This window comes from Streptomyces sp. SID8374, assembly GCF_009865135.1.
Taxonomy (GTDB): Bacteria; Actinomycetota; Actinomycetes; order Streptomycetales; family Streptomycetaceae; genus Streptomyces.
In genome coordinates this window covers 3,055,489-3,071,101 of sequence record NZ_WWGH01000001.1, presented here as the reverse complement: position 1 = coordinate 3,071,101, position 15,613 = coordinate 3,055,489, and the positions used below count along the sequence as shown (strand labels likewise).

Genomic DNA, 15,613 nt, shown 5'->3' with positions numbered 1-15,613 from the left:
GGCATTGCGGGGCGTCCCACCCCAAGGAGACCACGATCATGACCACTGACCCCAGTACCCAGCTCGAAGTGATCCGGGGCGCCGTTGCCCGGCACATTGCCCACGCTCTCGTCAGCAACGTCCACAGCCGCGCCAGAGCCGCCCGCGATCTCGCCCACGAACTCGACAACAACTGGGCGAACATCGACGACCTCGTCGAACAGCACCTCATCAGCGACGGCTACAGCACCGCCGAGGTCCGGCGAGAAAGCGCCAACGAGACCCCGGACCCGTGGGGCCCTGGCGTCACCCGTGACCAGGCCATGGCCAACGTCGTCACCCTCCACCTCGCCGAAGCGCTCCTCGACGGCAAGAGCGAAGAGGTCCGAACCTGGGCCCGAGGTCTCGCCCACGAGCTGAAGCGCGAACGCATCGACCTGATCGACGACATCGGCCGCCACATGCAGCGCATGGCCCTCGGCGGGCCCACCAACGAGATCCCGTTCTAGCCCACCCGCAGTTGGGGGCAGCCCCGTACCCGACATACGGGGCTGCCCCACCACCAGCACACCACACGGAAGGAGGAACGCCATGGCATGGCACCTGGGTCGCCTCGCCGGCTTCGACCTTGAGACCACCGGCCCCGACCCGCTGACCGCCCGCATCATCACCGCCTGCATCGTCCAACTCGGCGGCCAGCAGCCCACCGTGGCCGCGAACTGGCTGACCGACGTCGACGGCGAAGAGATCCCCGCCGGGGCCGCGGCCGTCCACGGCATCAGCACCGAGAAGGCCCACGCTGATGGCATCCCGCTGAAGGAGGCCGCCGGGGAGATCCTCGCTGGGCTGACTCAGGTGATCCTCGCTGGGGTCCCGATCGTCGCGATGAACGCGCGTTTCGACCTCAGCCTCCTCGACAGGGAAGCCGAACGCTTCGGCCTCGACCCACTGCCCGCCGGCCCGGTCGTCGACCCGTTCGTCATCGACAAGCAGGTCGACCGCTACCGGTCGGGGAAGCGCACCCTCACCGCGTTGTGCGAGCACTACGACGTCCGCCTCGACGCCGCCCACAGCGCGGACGCCGATGCGGTTGCCGCGTGCCGGGTCGCTTGGCGGCAGGCCACCCGGTACCCGCAGCTCGCCGCCATGACCCTCGACGAGTTGCACACCGCACAGGTCGGGTGGGCCGCCGAACAGGCCGCGAGCTTGCAGGAGCACTTCCGGAAGACCCGGCCCGACGCAGTCGTCGAAGGCGCCTGGCCACTCATCCCCAGGCAGAGGGAGGCAAGCCAATGAGGGCCTTCTACCGCGGCTACAACGCCGCTACCGGCCGCCGGGCCCAGCAGGTCCGCAACCTCCACGTCATGCGTGAGGACGGCAACTTCGCCGGGAAGCAGGGGCTGTGCGGGGCGCCCGGCTGGGGTGTTACCCACTCCCCGCCGATGGTCATCGACCCGCTGCCGACGGCCCCGCCCGAGGGCTTGGTCTGGTGCCGGTCCTGCGTCGGTCACGCCGCCGCACTCGTCGGCCAGTTGGACGCGTTCGCCCGCATCATCGCCGCTCTGAACGACCTCGCAGACGAGGAGTCCGCCTCATGACCGCGACCGTGCAGCCCACCCTCGACGGCACCACCCCACCCGCACCCGCCGACTACGACACCTGGCTCGCCGCCGTGTGGCCGCACTTCATAGCCGCCGCAGCTTCGGGCAAGACCTTCACCTGCTACCAGGTGGCCGACACGAACAGGCTCCCCGACCCGCCGAAACCCCGGGCGCACTGGGGCCGGCTCATGCACCAGCTCCGCGACGACGGCTACATCCGCACCAACGGCTGGACCTGCTCCGACCGGCCCACCACACGCCACAGCGGGGTCAGGACGTGGCGGGGCACCGCTGCCGCGCGACGGGAGGCAGCAGCGTGAGCGCCCTCCTCCCCGCCGCCCTGTTTTACGGGCCGGGCGTCGCCCTCACCGCTGCGGTGGTTGTCGCCTGGTGTGCCGGCCGGTGGACGGTCACCCAGGTCGACCAACGGCTCCAGGACCGGGCCGACCGCCGCGCCTACACCGCCCGCGCCTACCGGCTCTGCCGCGTCGCCGACAACGCCGACGCCTACCTCGCCATGCCGTCTGCGCTCGTCAACGCCCGGCTCGAAGCCCAGTACAACGCCACCCCAGACCTCGCCAACGAGGGGGAAGAACGATGACCACCCGCCGCACCCCCGTCCGTCACGGAGAGCGCCGCTGCTACCAGGCAGGCTGTCGGCGCCCCGAGTGCCTCAACGCCCACTACAGGTGGTGCAGCCGCTACCGCCTCGATGTCCACGAAGGCCGGCCCCGCCGTGTCGACGCCGCCGAATCGCTCAACCACATCCAGGCACTCCTCGACGCCGGATGGATGCAGTCCCAAATCGCACGCGCCGCCAACCTCGCCCACCGGGTCCTCACCTCGGTTCGCGCAGGCCAGGAAACCGTGTCCGTCAGCACAGCCCAGGCCATCCTGTCCGTGCCCATTGGCCCGCCGCCCGGAGACCAGCGCGACGTAGACGCCACCGGCACCATCCGCCGCGTCCGCGCCCTCGTCGCCATCGGATGGCCCGTTGCGCAACTCGCGCCCCGCTTCGGCCTGTACGTCACCGCGCTCGGAGCCATCGCACGCGGCGAACTCCAGAACGTCAGGGCCACCACAGCCAAGCGGGTCGCCCACGAGTACCGCGACCTCTCCCGCACTCCCGGCAACAGCAACCGGGCCCGCAACGACGCCCGCCGCAATAACTGGCACGGCCCCCTGGCCTGGGACGACACCACCATCGACGACCCCAGTTCCCACCCCGAGGTAGAGGCCGCCGAGCCGCATGCTCTCAACCGCGACGAGCTCGCCGCGATCCGCCGCGCCGACGTAGAGCATCTCGACGGGTTCGGGGCTTCCCCGGAGGAGATCGCCCGGCGTCTCGGCATGGCCCTGTCCACGGTCAAGGGCATCGTTGCGGAACTCCGGGCCGGGGAACGCCGCGACCGGTCGAAGGTGGCGGCATGAGCGCCAGCATCGCCCACGACACATGGCGCGAGGACGCCCTCTGCCGGCAGACCGACCCGGAGCTATTCATGCCGGACGTCGGCGGCACCGCGGCACCCGCGAAACGCATCTGCCTGGCTTGCCCGGTGCGCCGTCCCTGCCTCGACTACGCGGTCGACAGCCAGTAGCGGTGGGGCATCTGGGGCGGCGTCGGCCAGAAAGAACTCCGGCGGCTCATCAACGCGCGGCAGGCGAAAGCGGCATGACCACCGGCGGATCACCCGCCCGGGTGATCCGCCACGCCCAGATCACCACCGCCAGACCACCTAGCGCCAGCCCCGACGGGCCGCTCACCAGCTACACGAGACACACGGTTTGCGCACGTCAGAGGCCCACGCAAACCCAACGACCGGTGACACGACCGGGCCCGCGGACAACGATCCACGCACGACAAAACCCCGCCGGGGCGGGGGAGGGAGGAGGAGACGTGACGTCAGTCCGATTCGGCGCGACGCTCAGCTGCGGCGAGCTCTTCTCCGAGGACGCGCGCCTTCGACTTCTCGTCGGGCTTACTGCCGGCTTCCAGTTCGGCCACGTGGGCGCGGAGTTCGCGGAGGACGGCGGCGTCTGCCTTGGCGTTCTCGTAGAAGTCGTAGCCGACGATCACGGCGGCTTCCTTGCCGCGGTTCACGAGGATCGTCGGCTCCCCGGCGAAGCGGGCACGCGCGATGACCTCGCCGAGGACGTTGCGTGCTTCGGCGATCTTCGCGCGGTGCTCGGTGGGGGTCGTGGTCATGACTCAACAGTAGCGGATTCGCTACGAATCACAACACCGCGAATCCGCTTTCTTAGCTATGATGGCTACATCGCTAAGCGGGAGAACGGGCCGGCCTGCATGGGCCTGGTTCCGTGCGCCCACTCGGCCCCCATGACCACCTCCAACCAGGGGGACACCTTGACCACAGCACTCCAGCGAGCACGCGAAGCCCTGGACCAGCCGACACCACAGATCCCCGGCCAGCTCGCCACCCCCGCACCCGCCCCCGGCCTCCGTATCGGCTCCGTCTGCTCCGGCTACCGCGGACTCGACATGGCCGTCGAGGAGGTGTTCGGCGGCACCACCGCCTGGGTCTCCGACATCGACCCCGGGGCGAACCAGATCCTCGCCCACCACTGGCCGGACGTCCCGAACCTCGGCGACCTGAAGACCGTCGACTGGGCGGCCGTCGAGCCGGTCGACATCTTCTGCGGGGGTTACCCCTGCCAGCCCTTCAGCAACGCCGGCCTCCGGAAAGGAACTGACGATGAACGCCACATCTGGCCGTGGATTGCCGATTCCCTTCGGGTTCTACGACCCCGAATCGCGATCTTTGAGAACGTCGGCAACCACCTTCGACTCGGATTCGACACCGTCCTCGCCGACCTTGCCGCCCTCGGGTTCGATGCGGAGTGGTGCGTTGTACGCGCGTCGGAGGTCGGCGCTCCCCACCCCCGCCGCCGCCTCTTCATCCTCGCCGTTGCTCAAGACGCCCACCGCGAACTTGGCGATCAACGGCGGCTCGCAGCACCCGGACAAGCGCAAGGCCGGGAACCACGGGGCGACGCTGGCCGACGAAGTGGAACACCTGCTGCCGACACCGGCCGCGGCGGACGGCAGGGACACGGCGAACTTCCGGCCGGACGGGACGCCCTACGGCGAGGGGTACGGGCCGACGCTGACGGACGCCAGCCGGCTCCTGCTGCCGACGCCCCGCGCCTCGGACGGGGCGAAGGGCGGCCCGAACCAACGCGGCTCGAAGGGCGACCTGGCCTTGCCGGCAGTAGCGCACCGGATTGGGGCAAGTACGCCCCCGCCATCCACCGCTGGGAGCACGCCACCGGACGACGGGCCCCATGGGCAACTGACGATCGCAATCGACTGAGCCCCGCCTTCGTCGAGTGGCTCATGGGCCTGCCCGCCGGCCACGTCACCCAGGTCCCCGGACTCACCCGCAACCAGATGCTGCACGCCCTCGGCAACGGGGTCGTGCCCCAGCAGGCGACCGCCGCCCTCCGGCTCCTCGCCGCGCGGGCCGACCTGGCAGCCGCCGCGTGACCGCCCGCCCGGACCCCGCCCCCACCTGACCCGACCGCGGGCCCCACACCGCTGACAGCCCGTACCTATCCGTACCGCCAGAAGGAAGTCCCGATGCCCTGGTTCAAGATCGACGACTCAGCGCACTCCCACCCGAAGTTCATTCGGGCAGGGAACGCTGCGCTCGGTCTGTGGCTGCGGTGCGGCTCCTACTCCGCCCAGCACCTCCTCGAGGGGTTCGTCCCCATGGACATCGTGAAGCCCTTCAAGGGCACACCGGCGCAGGTGCGGAAGCTCATCGACGCCGGCCTGTGGCACGAGGCCGGGCACGACTGCAAGAGCTGCCCCCAGCCCGCCGACGGCTACATGATCCACGACTTCTTCGAGGGCGGCCGGAACACCACCCGGGCGCAGCACGAAGCGAACAAGCAGGGGGCAGTTGAGCGCGCCGCCAAGAGCCGTGCGAACCGAAAAGCTGCCGAAACTGAACGCGATTCGGATCCAAAAGCGAACCGAAATGGATCCGATTCGCGTTCAAATCGCGTTCAAAATGAACCCCACTTTTCGAGCTCCACCGCAGGTCAGGGCACTCTGTCACACCGCACGCCCGCTGAACGTGCTGCGCTTACCCATGCCGCTGCCACGCCTTTGCCGGGTACTTCCTCCGGAAGTACCCCTGTAGCTGCAGCACGCGGGGGCGAGCCCGAGATCCGCTCCTACGACACCCTCGGCGACCTCAAGCGGGCCATCGCCGCAGCCGGCATCACCGGCATCAGCTGGAATCTCCAGGCCTCCCAGATCGAACGAGCCCGACAAGTCTGCGAACGAGTCGGCGTCGGCCCGATGGTCGCCCTGGCCGTCAACAACGCCAACTACCGCGGCGCCCCAGGTAGCGCCAGCGCCTGGCTTGCCGACTGGGAATCCCTCGAGCCCGAGGCCACCTCCGCACAGCCCGACAGCCAGCCCTCCACGGAGATCGGCGGCAAGGTCCTGCGCTTCACCCCCGGCCAGCGCCCCTCCACTACCGACGCCCGGGTGAACCAAGCACTCGAGACCGGCCGCCGCCTCCAAGCACTCCACGACGCACAGACCCAGGAGAACCAGTGATCACCTTCGAAGAGGCGGGCAGGCTCCTCGGACTCGCCGCCGCCCGCGATCAGCGCACCGTCGGAGACGCCGACGTCCTCGCCTGGCACGCCGACCTCAACGCCGCCAACATCACCTTCCAGGTAGCCGAGCAGGCCCTGACCCGGTTCTACGCCCGGGACATGGCCAGCCTCGAGCCCGACCAGCGGCGCCGCGTCACCACCCCCGACATCATCGGCATCGCCCGCAAAATCCGAGCCGAGCGAGTCGCCGATTTCGTCTACGAGCCGCCGCCCGGCGACGCCGACCCGCACTACCTCCAGCGCCTCCGCAACCAGCTCGAGGCCACCGCGAACGGCGAACGGCCCGCAGCACCCGAACGGCTGGCCATCCCCTCCGGCACACCCCGCGACATGAAGGCGCTCACCAACCTCATCGGACGCGAAGTTCCGGGCGAGGAGCCCGAGGAGCAGTCGGAGGAAGTCTCCGCAATCCGCCGACCGGGCCCTCTCGGCGTCGACTGCCCGATCTGCAAGGCGGCCATCGGTCGCCCCTGCAAGGCAGAAGGGTTCGGGGGGCGCCAGCCTCGAGAGCTGAAGAACCCGCATGCCGCCCGCGGCCGGGTAGCTCGAGGGGAGCCCGCCCAGCTCAAGACGCCGGAAGAGATCCAGCAGCGGCGTGCCGCGTCCCTCGCAGCCCTCGAACGCATGGCCGCCGCCGAGGAACCCCCGGACGCCGAGATCGTCGAGGAGGCGTCGTGACGGACTTCGACGCCTCCGACATCGCCGCGATGCGCCGGGAGGGCGACCTCCGCAGCTTCATGCGCGACCAGATGCGCACCGGGCGCACCGTCAACACCACCCCGCCGACACCACCGCCGAAGCCGCCCGGCTACCGGCCCGGGGCCTGGCCGGTCGGAACCCGCCCGCCCGACCCGCCACCACAACGCCACCCTCCCGCCGCCTGGGAGGCAGCCCTCGCCGAGTACCGCGACTGGCTCACCACCGCCGACCACACCGAACTCGCCAACCCGAACGATCCCCGCCAGCAGTGCAACTGCCCCGCCTGCACCCCAAGGAGGACCCCGTGACCCGCTACGGCCAGCCCGCCCCGATGCCCGACTCCATCCGCCACTTCATGCGCGCCGGCAAGCACCCGGCCCGGGCCATCCCCTGCCCCCGGTGCGGTGCTGCCGCGCACCGGCCGTGCCGGATCCCGTCCCGGGGTGTACCGCTCGCCCAGGTTCACCAGCAGCGCATCGACGCCCGCGCCCAGTTGGTCGCCTGCTGCCCCACCTGCCAGGTCGCCCCCACCACCCCGTGCCACGCCGACGGGCGCGCCCTCGGCAACGGGGCCGTGCACCCCGCCCGGCACACCGAAGCCGACCGGAGCGCCGCATGAAGATCCGCGCCGACATCGCCGAACTCATCCGCCAAGGCCACACGAACGCCTCCATCGCCCTCCGCCTCGGCTGCGCACCCACCACCGTCGGCCGGGCCAGGCACGCACTGGGCCTTCCGCCCGCTGACCAGTTGGGCCGGCTGTACGCCGAAGCGCTGCCCACCGGGCGGGTGTTGGGCGATCGGCCGACCCGGGTCCAGACCTCACCGGCACAGGCCGCGGCGAACCGGAAGGCGCTGCTCGCGGCGCTCGCGGAGGCGGCGTGATGCGCGTGTTGAACCCTGACGTGCGGGGGACCGGTCGTCGGGTGGGGCGCGGGCGCGAGGCCGCAGAGCCCCCGTCGCGGGGCAGAATCCGCCCTCTCGCGGGCGAACGGGTGGCCGGAGCCCCCCAGGGTCACCCGCCCCGGGATCGGCCGCGAGAAGCCCGCACAGCCGATCCGATCTCAGAATCGATCCCCGGGCAGACCGAACTACCCCTCACCTACCGACAAGTGACCCTCTGGAGCCTCTGATGAACCCCGACGACACCGCCAACGCCAACACCTACTACGAGCGCCTCGACATCTCCGAGGCCCTGGAGTCCGCCGGCTGGGCCGCGGACGACGACAACCCGCTGGACATCCTGCGGAAGAACGGCTGCACCTTCGCGATCCTCAACAGCTGCGGCGACACGGGAGTGAGTCACACGGACGGCTGGACTGTCGAGTTTCCGTCGGACACCCCGGCCGTGGTCGTTGTCGCTGCCTGCTTGGCCGCGGCTTCGAAGCCCACGCCTCGCCTGGCTGACGTCGTTCAGCTCTACCCCACCCCGTGAATGCAGTACCGGCTGCCCCCGACGCAACCGGGGGCAGCCGGCCCGCCCAACCTACCGACTCCCTGGAGGAACCTGTGACCAGCTCACCCACCACCCCTGACCGCCCCGCCGACCTGCTGCGTGCCGCTGTGGCGCGGGCGCTGGTCCGCTACGACTGGAACGCCGGGCTCTCCGGCCGTGACACTCCGAGCGAGCACCACTACGGGGAGGCCGACGCCGTGCTGGCGGTGCTGCCCGCGCCTGCCCTGGCGGTGGCCCGGCAGCTCCTCGGCACCACGAGCGAGGGTGCGGCCGGTTGCGCGATGCCCGGCTTCGTGGACTGCGAGTGCGACCACGTCACCGGTTGCCAGCACCCGATCAAGCCGATGCCGAACGCCGGGCTGCGCGACCGGATCCAGTCCGCCATCGAGAAGTACCCGGTGGCCGCGTGGACGCCAGAGAACCTGGCCGGTCGGATCATGCGCGTCGTGGAGACGGAGGTCGCCCCGCCCGCGCCTGCCGACCGGGCCGCCGTGCTCCGGGAAGCCGCCGACATCGCCGAGTCCCTCCGCGAGTTCACGCCCGCCTACGGGGCCCGCAAGTCCGCGCAAATCTCCGAGAATGTCGGCGTCCTCCGCGTCGCCGACCACCTCCGCCGCCTGGCCGGTGAGGCTGCCGCCGGGGCACACCACCCCACCACGACCCGCTCGTACCGGCTGGAGCACCGCCACCTCGAAGAGTCCACCTGGCGGCCGAACACCCCCGGCATCGGGGCGAACTGGTCCTGGCAGTCCCGGCAGAAGGCCGACCAGCGACTGGCTGAGGCGCGCGGCCGGTGGCCCGACTTCGAGCACCGGCTGATCGAGACGACGACCACCGTCACCGAGACCCCCGCTGTCCCTGCCGCGCCCGAGGAGGCCCGGTGACCACACCCCTGCCCGACGGGCTCGTGGACTACCTCATCGCGCGGGACGCCCAGCGCGCCGATGCCGTCGCCCAGTTCCTCGGCCGCCTCACCGACCGCGAGCACACCCTCATGCGCGACGCCGCCGTCATGGGCTACGTCCAAGGCCGCCGCCACCCCCACGACGAAGAGCACCCGAAGGACAGCGCCGTGCTCCGCCTCGTTGTCGACGCCGCCCTCGCCATCCCCGACCTCTACCCGGCCGTCGCCGCCGTCGAGGAGCAGACCACCACCACGAAGCTGGAGCACTTCGTCGTTGTCCGGCAGCCCGACGGGACGTGGGAGCAGGCGAGCAGCTCCTCGACCGACATCCAGCGGCAGCTCACCCGGATGCAGGCGAACAACCCCGACTGGGAGTGCCGCATCAACTGGCGCACCACCACCATCACCACCGGGCCGATCCCGAGGATCGTCCCGCCCACCCCCGCCCCTGCTGCCGGGTGATCCCGGCCCAACCACGGAGACCCACATGACCGACAACGAACGCGAACTCGTCGATGCCCTGCACGCCATCGCGAAGGCCGCCATCACTGTGAAGCCCACGCTCGCGACCCCGTACCCCGACGCGCCGCAGTGGTCCCCGTGGACCCGGTGGATGGAGAAGCCCGCCCGCACGGGCTACAACCTCGCCGTCCTCACCCGCCGCCGCCTCGGCCTCGGAGCACGCCCGCCCGCGTGGCAGAGCAACGCTGCCACCCGCCTCTACGACGCCGCCCGCGCCCAGGCCGACCAGACCGTCGGCCACGCCGAGCACTGTGAGTGGCACACCAACGACGGCAGCTACTGCTCCTGCACGCTGTGGCCCGCCGCGTGCTCCGGAGTCGACGCCGCCCTTGAAGCCATGGACAACACCCCCGCCTGACTGCCTGTCTGCTGTGTGGCCGCCCCACCACAGGCGGCCACCCCGGAAACCCGGAAGGACCACCCCGTGATCGCCTCCCTCACCTGGCAGCCCACCGACACCGACCAGCCCGAGACCGTCACCATCGACATGCCCGCCGACTGGATCGCCGAACTCCAACGCCTCATCGACGCCCGGCACAACTTCGGGGACGCCGTGGCGTGGATCCCCACCCGCGACACCACCGGCAGCTATCGGCCGCGCCTCTTCCGCCTGGCCCGCATCACCGCCACCGAGGGGGCCCGGTGACCACCGACTTCGACGGGTGCCGCCGAGCCTGCCGCGCCCAAGGCCGCCACACCCTCGCCTGGGGCGAATGCGAGCACGCCACCCAGCCCGAGCCCACCGTCAGCATGTCGAAGATCTACACCGCTTCCGACGGGCACCCCTCGATCGGCTTCGACACGTACACCGCCCAGCAGCTCGCCGACCTCATCGAACCCGCACTGCGCAAGGCCAACCTCGCCGGAGGCTACGACCGCCTGGCACTCGCCGCCGCCCACCAGATCATCAACCGCAACGGAGAGGGGGCCCGGTGACCACCCAGCCCCGTATCCCCCTCGATGACCTCACCAGCGACGCCCTCGACGCCCTCTACGGCGAACGCGACCAGTACCGGGCCGACTGCCAGAGATGGGCCGACGTCGTCGTGGCCGTCGAGAAGGTCCGCCGCACCGAATCCTGGGACGCCGACCGCTACGAAGGTGAACTCCTTCAGCGCATCGCCAACCTGGAGGCCGAGGTGGCCCGCCTGGCTGCCGGGCAGTGCACCCACTCCCTCGCCGTCTGCGAGACCCACCACGCCCGCCCCGTGGCCGGCTGCCCGTACCCGCGATGCGCCGCCGCACGGGCCACCGGGCGCGCAGCCACCGCCTAACCCCGCCAACCGAAGGAGCCCCGCATGACCCGTCGTGAACCCACCATCCACAACCCGGCCCTCACCGTCACATGCCCCCACTGCCAGTGCCCGTGCCACCACAGCTGACCCCGGACACACTGCGGCCCCCACCAACTGGTGGGGGCCGCTCTCGTGCGCGCTGTCAGGCTGTGAGGTCGGTCCGAGCGCCGGGGCGTCGGCTGTCGCCGACGGCTCGTACCTCGTCGGCGTGCCACAGGGCCACGGCGCGTCCGCTGACGGGGTGCCGGGTCTCCCCGGCTCGTTTGATGCCGTGCCGGGAGAGGAGGCCGCTGGCCGACTTGGGCTTGATGCCGAGGTGGTCGGCGGCTTTTTCGGTGGTCCACAGCTCGGGGGTAGGGTCGGGCATGGTGCGGGCTCCTTCCGTGCCAGCGCGGCCCGCGACCGGGGCTCATCCGGTAGCGGGCCGCTGCTGTGTGGGGGTCAGGCGACCGGCTCGAACACGGCGGCGAGCGCTTCCCGGATGTGGTCGGCGGTCTCGTTGGACACGGTGAGCCAGTGGTCGATGTCGACGCTGGTGGGGTTGGCCTCCAGGAGTTCGGGACGAACCGGGGTGCGCTCCAGGATGAGGGCGGGGTCGTCGTCGACCAGGCTGGCGAGGAACGCGGCGATGGCCTCGTGGGCGGTTTCCTTGTCGAGGCCGTAGGTGGTCATGGTCTCGTCGAGGAGGTCGTAGGTGCTGATGTTGCGGCCGGTCATGCCCTCGAAGATCTGGGTAGTTCCGCTGCCGTCACGCTCGACGGTGGCGGCGTACCCGGATTCGACGGCGTCCCAGTCGCTCACCGTGGCCCATCCGGCGGCGGCCAGGAGATCGATCGCCTCGCCCTGGGCCTCACCGTGGTCGCCGTCCTCGGCGGGGACGCTGAGGACCGCGGAGACGATCTCGGGGTCCCCCTTGCAGCCCCACAGCCCCGCGCGTTCCTCGTCCTCCAGCACGGCAATGTGCATGCCGTCCTGGTCGAGGAGGTTGGGGTCGGTGGTGAGCCAGGCGGTGAAGTGGGTGCTCATGTGGAGGCTCCTTCTCCGTGCCGTGGGCGGGTGCCCTTGGCGATGACTCAACCTTGCAGTACGTACTGCAAGGTTGTCAAGGGGTGACCCAAGTGATTCGCCAGACGCTGGCCAGCTGCTGCGCTACTATCGTCCCGTTGCTCCCCGCCACTGCGGGAATGGCCCATAGGGCGAACACTGCTTTGCTTTGATCCCCGTTGCTACGGGGATGGCCCATAGGGCGACCCACGTCAGGTTTGGCGTATACAAATGCTCCCCACGGCTGTGGGGATGGCCCTCGCCTATGCGGGGCAACGGGAGGCCCCACCGCCACGACGGTGGGGCCTCCCGCGCGTCTCTACGACGTAGCCCGCCCTACAGGTCCAGCACCACCCACACCCGGCGCCCGTCCCGCACGACACCGCCAGAAACAGCGAAGCGGCCACCGATCGCTGGGGCCGCGGTCTAGCGTTCAGCGCTTTGTAGGCCAGATCTCGTGCCGCGGATCCCACCACACGACATGGAAGACGTTCCCCACCAGGAAGCCCCAGAGTCGGCCGGCGCCCCCGATGCGAAGCTTCCAGATCTGCGTCATATCGGACAAGCCCAAGGCGTCGAGTCGGGCCAGCGCGTCCCTGTTCGGCAGCGTGTGGACGTCGTGGCGCTTCCCCGGCCACTCGCCCTGGTGGAACAGCTCATGCATCGTCTGGCTCTCGAACTTCGCCATATCCGTGAGCAGCACCATCAACCGCTCATGATCCAACGACACAAGCCCCCACGGCCCGTCCAAGTCGAGGTGGCTGAACCGCCAGCACACCCGCTCCTCCGACGTGCGACTGCTCGGCAGCAGCGAATTCGGGTCCCCGGTGCGCTTCTCGTCCGCGATAGAGCCAGGCGGGACGCTGACCTTCTTCCCCTTCCCCCCTTTGCCCATCAGTCTTCGCGGCCCGCCAACGCGCCGAAGAAGTCGGCGATCTCCTCATCCCGCAGCTCCTCGTTGCTGCGCTGCAAGTCGTCCTCCAGGCCAGCCCGCCGACGGGCATCCAGCCACGGCCCCGGCCGGTGAGTCATCGCGGACAGCTCGTGAGCCGAGAACGCCTTGAAGCTCTCCAGCACGGCGTCGATCGACTCACGCTCTCCGACGTCGAGCTTGGACGGGTCACCCTGGATGTCGCCGATGTCCAGCCGGTACTGGCCACGGTGCTCGGCGTACAGCTCGTACACCACCGGCCCGTTCGCCCACGCCTCGAACCGCTCCGGAAACAGCTGCCGGTCCTCCCACGCCAGGTGGTACCCATAGGCGAAATAGCAGAGCTTCTGCAGCTTCATCGCGGACATCGGACTGTTCTTGCGCAGTATGTACGCGGCCACGTCCTGAACGTTCGCTGTCATGGTGTCTCCTCTGGTGCCTGTTCCTCACCGTAGATGAGTCCTCTCCAGGTGCGACTCGGCGGGTCTACGGGCAGGACGGCACATCCCCCAGTCAGCCCACCGTAGCGACTGGGGCTGACAGCGGTAAGAGGCAGGGTGAAGGTCTGGACAACCCGTGACGGACCGATCGCATGTTCGAATATATGGTTCGCGCGCGGCTCCCCGTGAACCAACCGTCCATCCCCCTCAGAACCGCATCGCCGGGTGACACCGCAGGGCGCGAGGAAGCCCCCCACCGGCAAACGCCACGGTCTCTTCCGAGAGCAGACCGAACTGAGTAACCTTCCCGCCCATGGCCCGCGCGACAGACCTCCTGAACATCGAAGACTGGTACGACCACGACGGCCCGCACCAGGCCATCTCGGTAGCCCGAGGCGCAGCCATCGGCTACTGGTACGGCCAGCCCGACTGGCACCAGAGACCGCGAGACCATAACAACGGCATACCCGCTCGCGACGCCTACCGGATCGACCAGATCGAAGACTGCTGCTCCACCTACGGCTTCCGCAAAGGCCACCGGTACCGCCTGAACGACTACTCCGACAAGCAGAGTGACGAAGAAACCCGAAGGAACGAAGCCCCCAGCCGCATGCACCGGCACACCCCCCTCACCGTGGCCCGAGGCACAGCCATCGGATTCGCAGCAGGCCGCACGGGCACTCCCACGACCGAAGACGCACCCACCGACCTGATCCGTAGCTGCTGCGCAGGATTCGGCTACGGGCACGGAATCCAGATCGGAGGCCTGATCTTCTTCGAGCAGGCAACCGAAGCAGAGAAAGCCGAGTACCACCGCCGAAACCGGACCCGACGCAACGACCACGGCTGGGGGTAGGAAGGCCGCCCACCCGGCCTCACCTGGGTGGGCGATGCTGCGTCAGACGCGGCCGTGGTTGCATGAAGGCTCGCCGCTGGTTGTGAGCCGGGCGTTCCCGTCAGAACGACATTGCCGGGTGGCGTTGCCCCATCAGCTCTGCGGTAGCCGGTACTCGAACTTGCGGGGCCGCAGATCCTCCTCCGCCGGCTCCCAATCCTTCAGGTGCAGCGGGACACCACCGCTCGCCACATACTGCGGGGTGACCTTGATGTCGGACACCACGAACAGGTCCACCGTGTTCTCCGCGGCACGGGCATGCTCAATCTCATTGATCGTCAGCTCGACACTGGTCGGCGCACCAGTTGTGCCCTTCACCTCGACCCGGCGCTCCTCGCCCGCCTTGTTCGTGCACCGCAGGTCGTAAGGCTTCCCCACGCGTTCGACCGTCCAGCCCGCCTCCTCGTAGAGGCGGACAGCCCAGTCCTCGGCGTGCATCTCGACCGCCTTGCGCTTCTTCGGATCCGACATCCAGCCGGCACCCCGCTGCTGCCGCTTCGGAACCTTCACCCCCTTCACCGCTTCTGCGGTGAAACCCGGGGCCCGGTTCAGCGGGACGCTTCCGGTCTTCGCCCAGTCGACCGGAATCTTTGCCAGGTCCAGGAGCGGCTGCGGGTCCATGTCGGCCAGCCAACCAACCCCGCGCTCCAGCCCCGAGTGCCGGGCCGCGTCCGAGGCCGACAGGGTCAGGGGGCCGTCCTCGCCGAGCGACACGTTCTCGATGACGCCGAGCGGCTCCAGGCCCATCCGGAACGGGTAGATGATGCTGCCCGACGCCAACTCGTCCGGCCAGTGCGGCGCCTGCCCCTCGTACACCGGGACCTGCACCGCGAACAGGTACATGTCTACCGACTTCTGCAGCCAGTCACCCAGTTGCTGCCGGGGGTTCGTCCCCGTGACCAGCAGGGCGAAGTCGGGCTTCACCTGGTCGAACCACGGCTTGCGGATCGGGAACCCCCAGGACCGGGTCTCGATGCCGTGCTGCAAGTTCCGCTGGTGCACGGTGCTTTGGCCGACATGGACCATCACAAACTTAGCTGCCTCCATGACAGGCGATCATAAAGCATTGCCTATAGAGGGCTCCATAGGGTGTCGCCGAGTAAGACTCGGAACCTCATGGCCGGATGGCACCGCTGGCACACCGCTGCCGTCGGCAGGCCGTCATAGTCAGTCGCATCCCGCCGGCACGCATGC

26 protein-coding genes and 2 pseudogenes are annotated in these 15,613 nt (G+C 69.7%); 22 read left to right on the top strand and 6 right to left on the bottom strand.

Going from position 1 to position 15,613, the window contains the following annotated elements; translation table 11 throughout:
- Positions 1-38: 38 nt before the first annotated feature.
- The 7 genes and pseudogenes from GTY67_RS13655 to GTY67_RS13625 all read left to right on the top strand — a co-directional run.
- Positions 39-488, top strand: a complete 450-nt coding sequence (locus GTY67_RS13655) for a hypothetical protein (RefSeq protein ID WP_161278885.1) — start codon at positions 39-41, stop codon at positions 486-488.
- 82 nt (positions 489-570) lie between these two features.
- Complete coding sequence (locus GTY67_RS13650) at positions 571-1,275, top strand: exonuclease domain-containing protein (RefSeq protein WP_161278884.1); 705 nt, start codon at positions 571-573, stop codon at positions 1,273-1,275.
- Positions 1,272-1,577 carry a hypothetical protein gene (locus GTY67_RS13645; protein WP_161278883.1) on the top strand — a complete coding sequence of 102 codons (306 nt, stop codon included), beginning with the start codon at positions 1,272-1,274 and terminating at the stop codon, positions 1,575-1,577. Before GTY67_RS13650 ends, GTY67_RS13645 begins: the two co-directional genes overlap by 4 nt.
- The gene (locus tag GTY67_RS13640) at positions 1,574-1,900 is read left to right on the top strand and encodes a hypothetical protein (protein WP_161278882.1); all 327 of its coding nucleotides are present in this window, start codon (positions 1,574-1,576) and stop codon (positions 1,898-1,900) included. Before GTY67_RS13645 ends, GTY67_RS13640 begins: the two co-directional genes overlap by 4 nt.
- Positions 1,897-2,181, top strand: coding sequence for a hypothetical protein (locus GTY67_RS13635; RefSeq protein ID WP_161278881.1), 285 nt, complete (start codon positions 1,897-1,899; stop codon positions 2,179-2,181). The genes GTY67_RS13640 and GTY67_RS13635 overlap by 4 nt, the downstream gene beginning before the upstream one ends.
- Positions 2,178-3,011 carry a hypothetical protein gene (locus GTY67_RS13630; protein WP_161278880.1) on the top strand — a complete coding sequence of 278 codons (834 nt, stop codon included), beginning with the start codon at positions 2,178-2,180 and terminating at the stop codon, positions 3,009-3,011. Before GTY67_RS13635 ends, GTY67_RS13630 begins: the two co-directional genes overlap by 4 nt.
- Positions 3,008-3,175, top strand: a pseudogene (locus GTY67_RS13625) (WhiB family transcriptional regulator); the annotation flags it as partial. The gene GTY67_RS13630 and the pseudogene GTY67_RS13625, both read left to right, overlap by 4 nt.
- A 308-nt stretch (positions 3,176-3,483) precedes the next feature.
- Here the strand turns inward: GTY67_RS13625 and GTY67_RS13620 are convergent.
- On the bottom strand, positions 3,484-3,786 hold the full coding sequence (locus tag GTY67_RS13620; RefSeq protein WP_161278878.1) for a type II toxin-antitoxin system prevent-host-death family antitoxin: 303 nt from the start codon (positions 3,784-3,786) through the stop codon (positions 3,484-3,486).
- Positions 3,787-3,885: 99 nt separating this feature from the next.
- Here GTY67_RS13620 and GTY67_RS34925 point away from each other — a divergent pair.
- From GTY67_RS34925 to GTY67_RS13555, 14 genes and pseudogenes are all read left to right on the top strand, one after another.
- A pseudogene (locus GTY67_RS34925) lies at positions 3,886-4,467 on the top strand (DNA cytosine methyltransferase); the annotation flags it as partial.
- Between the two features lie 468 nt (positions 4,468-4,935).
- Positions 4,936-5,085 carry a hypothetical protein gene (locus GTY67_RS34920; RefSeq protein WP_237502893.1) on the top strand — a complete coding sequence of 50 codons (150 nt, stop codon included), beginning with the start codon at positions 4,936-4,938 and terminating at the stop codon, positions 5,083-5,085.
- A 93-nt stretch (positions 5,086-5,178) separates the two neighbouring features.
- Positions 5,179-6,171, top strand: a complete 993-nt coding sequence (locus GTY67_RS13610; protein WP_161278876.1) for a hypothetical protein — start codon at positions 5,179-5,181, stop codon at positions 6,169-6,171.
- Positions 6,168-6,911 (top strand): hypothetical protein, encoded by a 744-nt coding sequence (locus tag GTY67_RS13605; protein ID WP_161278875.1) that lies wholly within the window; start codon positions 6,168-6,170, stop codon positions 6,909-6,911. The genes GTY67_RS13610 and GTY67_RS13605 overlap by 4 nt, the downstream gene beginning before the upstream one ends.
- On the top strand, positions 6,908-7,240 hold the full coding sequence (locus GTY67_RS13600) for a hypothetical protein (RefSeq protein ID WP_161278874.1): 333 nt from the start codon (positions 6,908-6,910) through the stop codon (positions 7,238-7,240). The genes GTY67_RS13605 and GTY67_RS13600 overlap by 4 nt, the downstream gene beginning before the upstream one ends.
- Positions 7,237-7,551, top strand: coding sequence for a hypothetical protein (locus GTY67_RS13595; RefSeq protein WP_343238672.1), 315 nt, complete (start codon positions 7,237-7,239; stop codon positions 7,549-7,551). The genes GTY67_RS13600 and GTY67_RS13595 overlap by 4 nt, the downstream gene beginning before the upstream one ends.
- A complete protein-coding gene (locus GTY67_RS13590; protein ID WP_161278873.1) occupies positions 7,548-7,817 on the top strand; it encodes a helix-turn-helix domain-containing protein in 270 nt (89 codons plus the stop codon). Before GTY67_RS13595 ends, GTY67_RS13590 begins: the two co-directional genes overlap by 4 nt.
- A gap of 247 nt (positions 7,818-8,064) precedes the next feature.
- The gene (locus GTY67_RS13585) at positions 8,065-8,367 is read left to right on the top strand and encodes a hypothetical protein (RefSeq protein ID WP_161278872.1); all 303 of its coding nucleotides are present in this window, start codon (positions 8,065-8,067) and stop codon (positions 8,365-8,367) included.
- Between the two features lie 74 nt (positions 8,368-8,441).
- The gene (locus tag GTY67_RS13580) at positions 8,442-9,272 is read left to right on the top strand and encodes a hypothetical protein (protein WP_161278871.1); all 831 of its coding nucleotides are present in this window, start codon (positions 8,442-8,444) and stop codon (positions 9,270-9,272) included.
- On the top strand, positions 9,269-9,754 hold the full coding sequence (locus tag GTY67_RS13575; protein ID WP_161278870.1) for a hypothetical protein: 486 nt from the start codon (positions 9,269-9,271) through the stop codon (positions 9,752-9,754). The genes GTY67_RS13580 and GTY67_RS13575 overlap by 4 nt, the downstream gene beginning before the upstream one ends.
- A 25-nt stretch (positions 9,755-9,779) precedes the next feature.
- Positions 9,780-10,172, top strand: coding sequence for a hypothetical protein (locus tag GTY67_RS13570; RefSeq protein ID WP_161278869.1), 393 nt, complete (start codon positions 9,780-9,782; stop codon positions 10,170-10,172).
- Positions 10,173-10,238: 66 nt separating this feature from the next.
- Positions 10,239-10,460 carry a hypothetical protein gene (locus GTY67_RS13565; protein ID WP_161278868.1) on the top strand — a complete coding sequence of 74 codons (222 nt, stop codon included), beginning with the start codon at positions 10,239-10,241 and terminating at the stop codon, positions 10,458-10,460.
- Positions 10,457-10,750, top strand: coding sequence for a hypothetical protein (locus GTY67_RS13560; RefSeq protein WP_161278867.1), 294 nt, complete (start codon positions 10,457-10,459; stop codon positions 10,748-10,750). The genes GTY67_RS13565 and GTY67_RS13560 overlap by 4 nt, the downstream gene beginning before the upstream one ends.
- A complete protein-coding gene (locus GTY67_RS13555) occupies positions 10,747-11,088 on the top strand; it encodes a hypothetical protein (protein WP_161278866.1) in 342 nt (113 codons plus the stop codon). The genes GTY67_RS13560 and GTY67_RS13555 overlap by 4 nt, the downstream gene beginning before the upstream one ends.
- 163 nt (positions 11,089-11,251) lie before the next feature.
- On the opposite strand, the gene GTY67_RS13550 is transcribed toward GTY67_RS13555, so the two are convergent.
- The 4 genes from GTY67_RS13550 to GTY67_RS13540 all read right to left on the bottom strand — a co-directional run bounded on the left by GTY67_RS13550 (position 11,252) and on the right by GTY67_RS13540 (position 13,506).
- A complete protein-coding gene (locus GTY67_RS13550) occupies positions 11,252-11,476 on the bottom strand; it encodes a hypothetical protein (protein ID WP_161278865.1) in 225 nt (74 codons plus the stop codon).
- Between the two features lie 74 nt (positions 11,477-11,550).
- Positions 11,551-12,135: a hypothetical protein gene (locus GTY67_RS13545; RefSeq protein WP_161278864.1), complete on the bottom strand. Its 585-nt coding sequence runs from the start codon at positions 12,133-12,135 to the stop codon at positions 11,551-11,553.
- 451 nt (positions 12,136-12,586) lie between these two features.
- Positions 12,587-12,859, bottom strand: coding sequence for a hypothetical protein (locus GTY67_RS34535; RefSeq protein ID WP_127468685.1), 273 nt, complete (start codon positions 12,857-12,859; stop codon positions 12,587-12,589).
- A gap of 188 nt (positions 12,860-13,047) precedes the next feature.
- Positions 13,048-13,506 (bottom strand): type II toxin-antitoxin system antitoxin SocA domain-containing protein, encoded by a 459-nt coding sequence (locus GTY67_RS13540; RefSeq protein ID WP_161278863.1) that lies wholly within the window; start codon positions 13,504-13,506, stop codon positions 13,048-13,050.
- Between the two features lie 331 nt (positions 13,507-13,837).
- On the opposite strand from GTY67_RS13540, the gene GTY67_RS13535 reads away from it, so the two are divergent.
- Positions 13,838-14,380, top strand: coding sequence for a hypothetical protein (locus tag GTY67_RS13535; RefSeq protein WP_161278862.1), 543 nt, complete (start codon positions 13,838-13,840; stop codon positions 14,378-14,380).
- Positions 14,381-14,512: 132 nt separating this feature from the next.
- On the opposite strand, the gene GTY67_RS13530 is transcribed toward GTY67_RS13535, so the two are convergent.
- Positions 14,513-15,343: a DUF3883 domain-containing protein gene (locus GTY67_RS13530; RefSeq protein ID WP_343238671.1), complete on the bottom strand. Its 831-nt coding sequence runs from the start codon at positions 15,341-15,343 to the stop codon at positions 14,513-14,515.
- Positions 15,344-15,613: the final 270 nt, after the last annotated feature.

Excerpts from the sequence above, each read along its gene's own strand:
- GTY67_RS13645 (WP_161278883.1), top strand. The coding sequence starts at position 1,272 with ATGAGGGCCTTCTACCGCGGCTACAACGCCGCTACCGGCCGCCGGGCC.
- GTY67_RS13550 (WP_161278865.1), bottom strand. The coding sequence starts at position 11,476 with ATGCCCGACCCTACCCCCGAGCTGTGGACCACCGAAAAAGCCGCCGAC.
- GTY67_RS13655 (WP_161278885.1), top strand. The coding sequence starts at position 39 with ATGACCACTGACCCCAGTACCCAGCTCGAAGTGATCCGGGGCGCCGTT.
- GTY67_RS13630 (WP_161278880.1), top strand. The coding sequence starts at position 2,178 with ATGACCACCCGCCGCACCCCCGTCCGTCACGGAGAGCGCCGCTGCTAC.
- GTY67_RS34535 (WP_127468685.1), bottom strand. The coding sequence starts at position 12,859 with ATGGTGCTGCTCACGGATATGGCGAAGTTCGAGAGCCAGACGATGCAT.
- GTY67_RS13535 (WP_161278862.1), top strand. The coding sequence starts at position 13,838 with ATGGCCCGCGCGACAGACCTCCTGAACATCGAAGACTGGTACGACCAC.
- GTY67_RS34920 (WP_237502893.1), top strand. The coding sequence starts at position 4,936 with ATGGGCCTGCCCGCCGGCCACGTCACCCAGGTCCCCGGACTCACCCGC.
- GTY67_RS13590 (WP_161278873.1), top strand. The coding sequence starts at position 7,548 with ATGAAGATCCGCGCCGACATCGCCGAACTCATCCGCCAAGGCCACACG.
- GTY67_RS13640 (WP_161278882.1), top strand. The coding sequence starts at position 1,574 with ATGACCGCGACCGTGCAGCCCACCCTCGACGGCACCACCCCACCCGCA.
- GTY67_RS13620 (WP_161278878.1), bottom strand. The coding sequence starts at position 3,786 with ATGACCACGACCCCCACCGAGCACCGCGCGAAGATCGCCGAAGCACGC.
- GTY67_RS13570 (WP_161278869.1), top strand. The coding sequence starts at position 9,780 with ATGACCGACAACGAACGCGAACTCGTCGATGCCCTGCACGCCATCGCG.
- GTY67_RS13540 (WP_161278863.1), bottom strand. The coding sequence starts at position 13,506 with ATGACAGCGAACGTTCAGGACGTGGCCGCGTACATACTGCGCAAGAAC.
- GTY67_RS13610 (WP_161278876.1), top strand. The coding sequence starts at position 5,179 with ATGCCCTGGTTCAAGATCGACGACTCAGCGCACTCCCACCCGAAGTTC.
- GTY67_RS13585 (WP_161278872.1), top strand. The coding sequence starts at position 8,065 with ATGAACCCCGACGACACCGCCAACGCCAACACCTACTACGAGCGCCTC.
- GTY67_RS13650 (WP_161278884.1), top strand. The coding sequence starts at position 571 with ATGGCATGGCACCTGGGTCGCCTCGCCGGCTTCGACCTTGAGACCACC.
- GTY67_RS13545 (WP_161278864.1), bottom strand. The coding sequence starts at position 12,135 with ATGAGCACCCACTTCACCGCCTGGCTCACCACCGACCCCAACCTCCTC.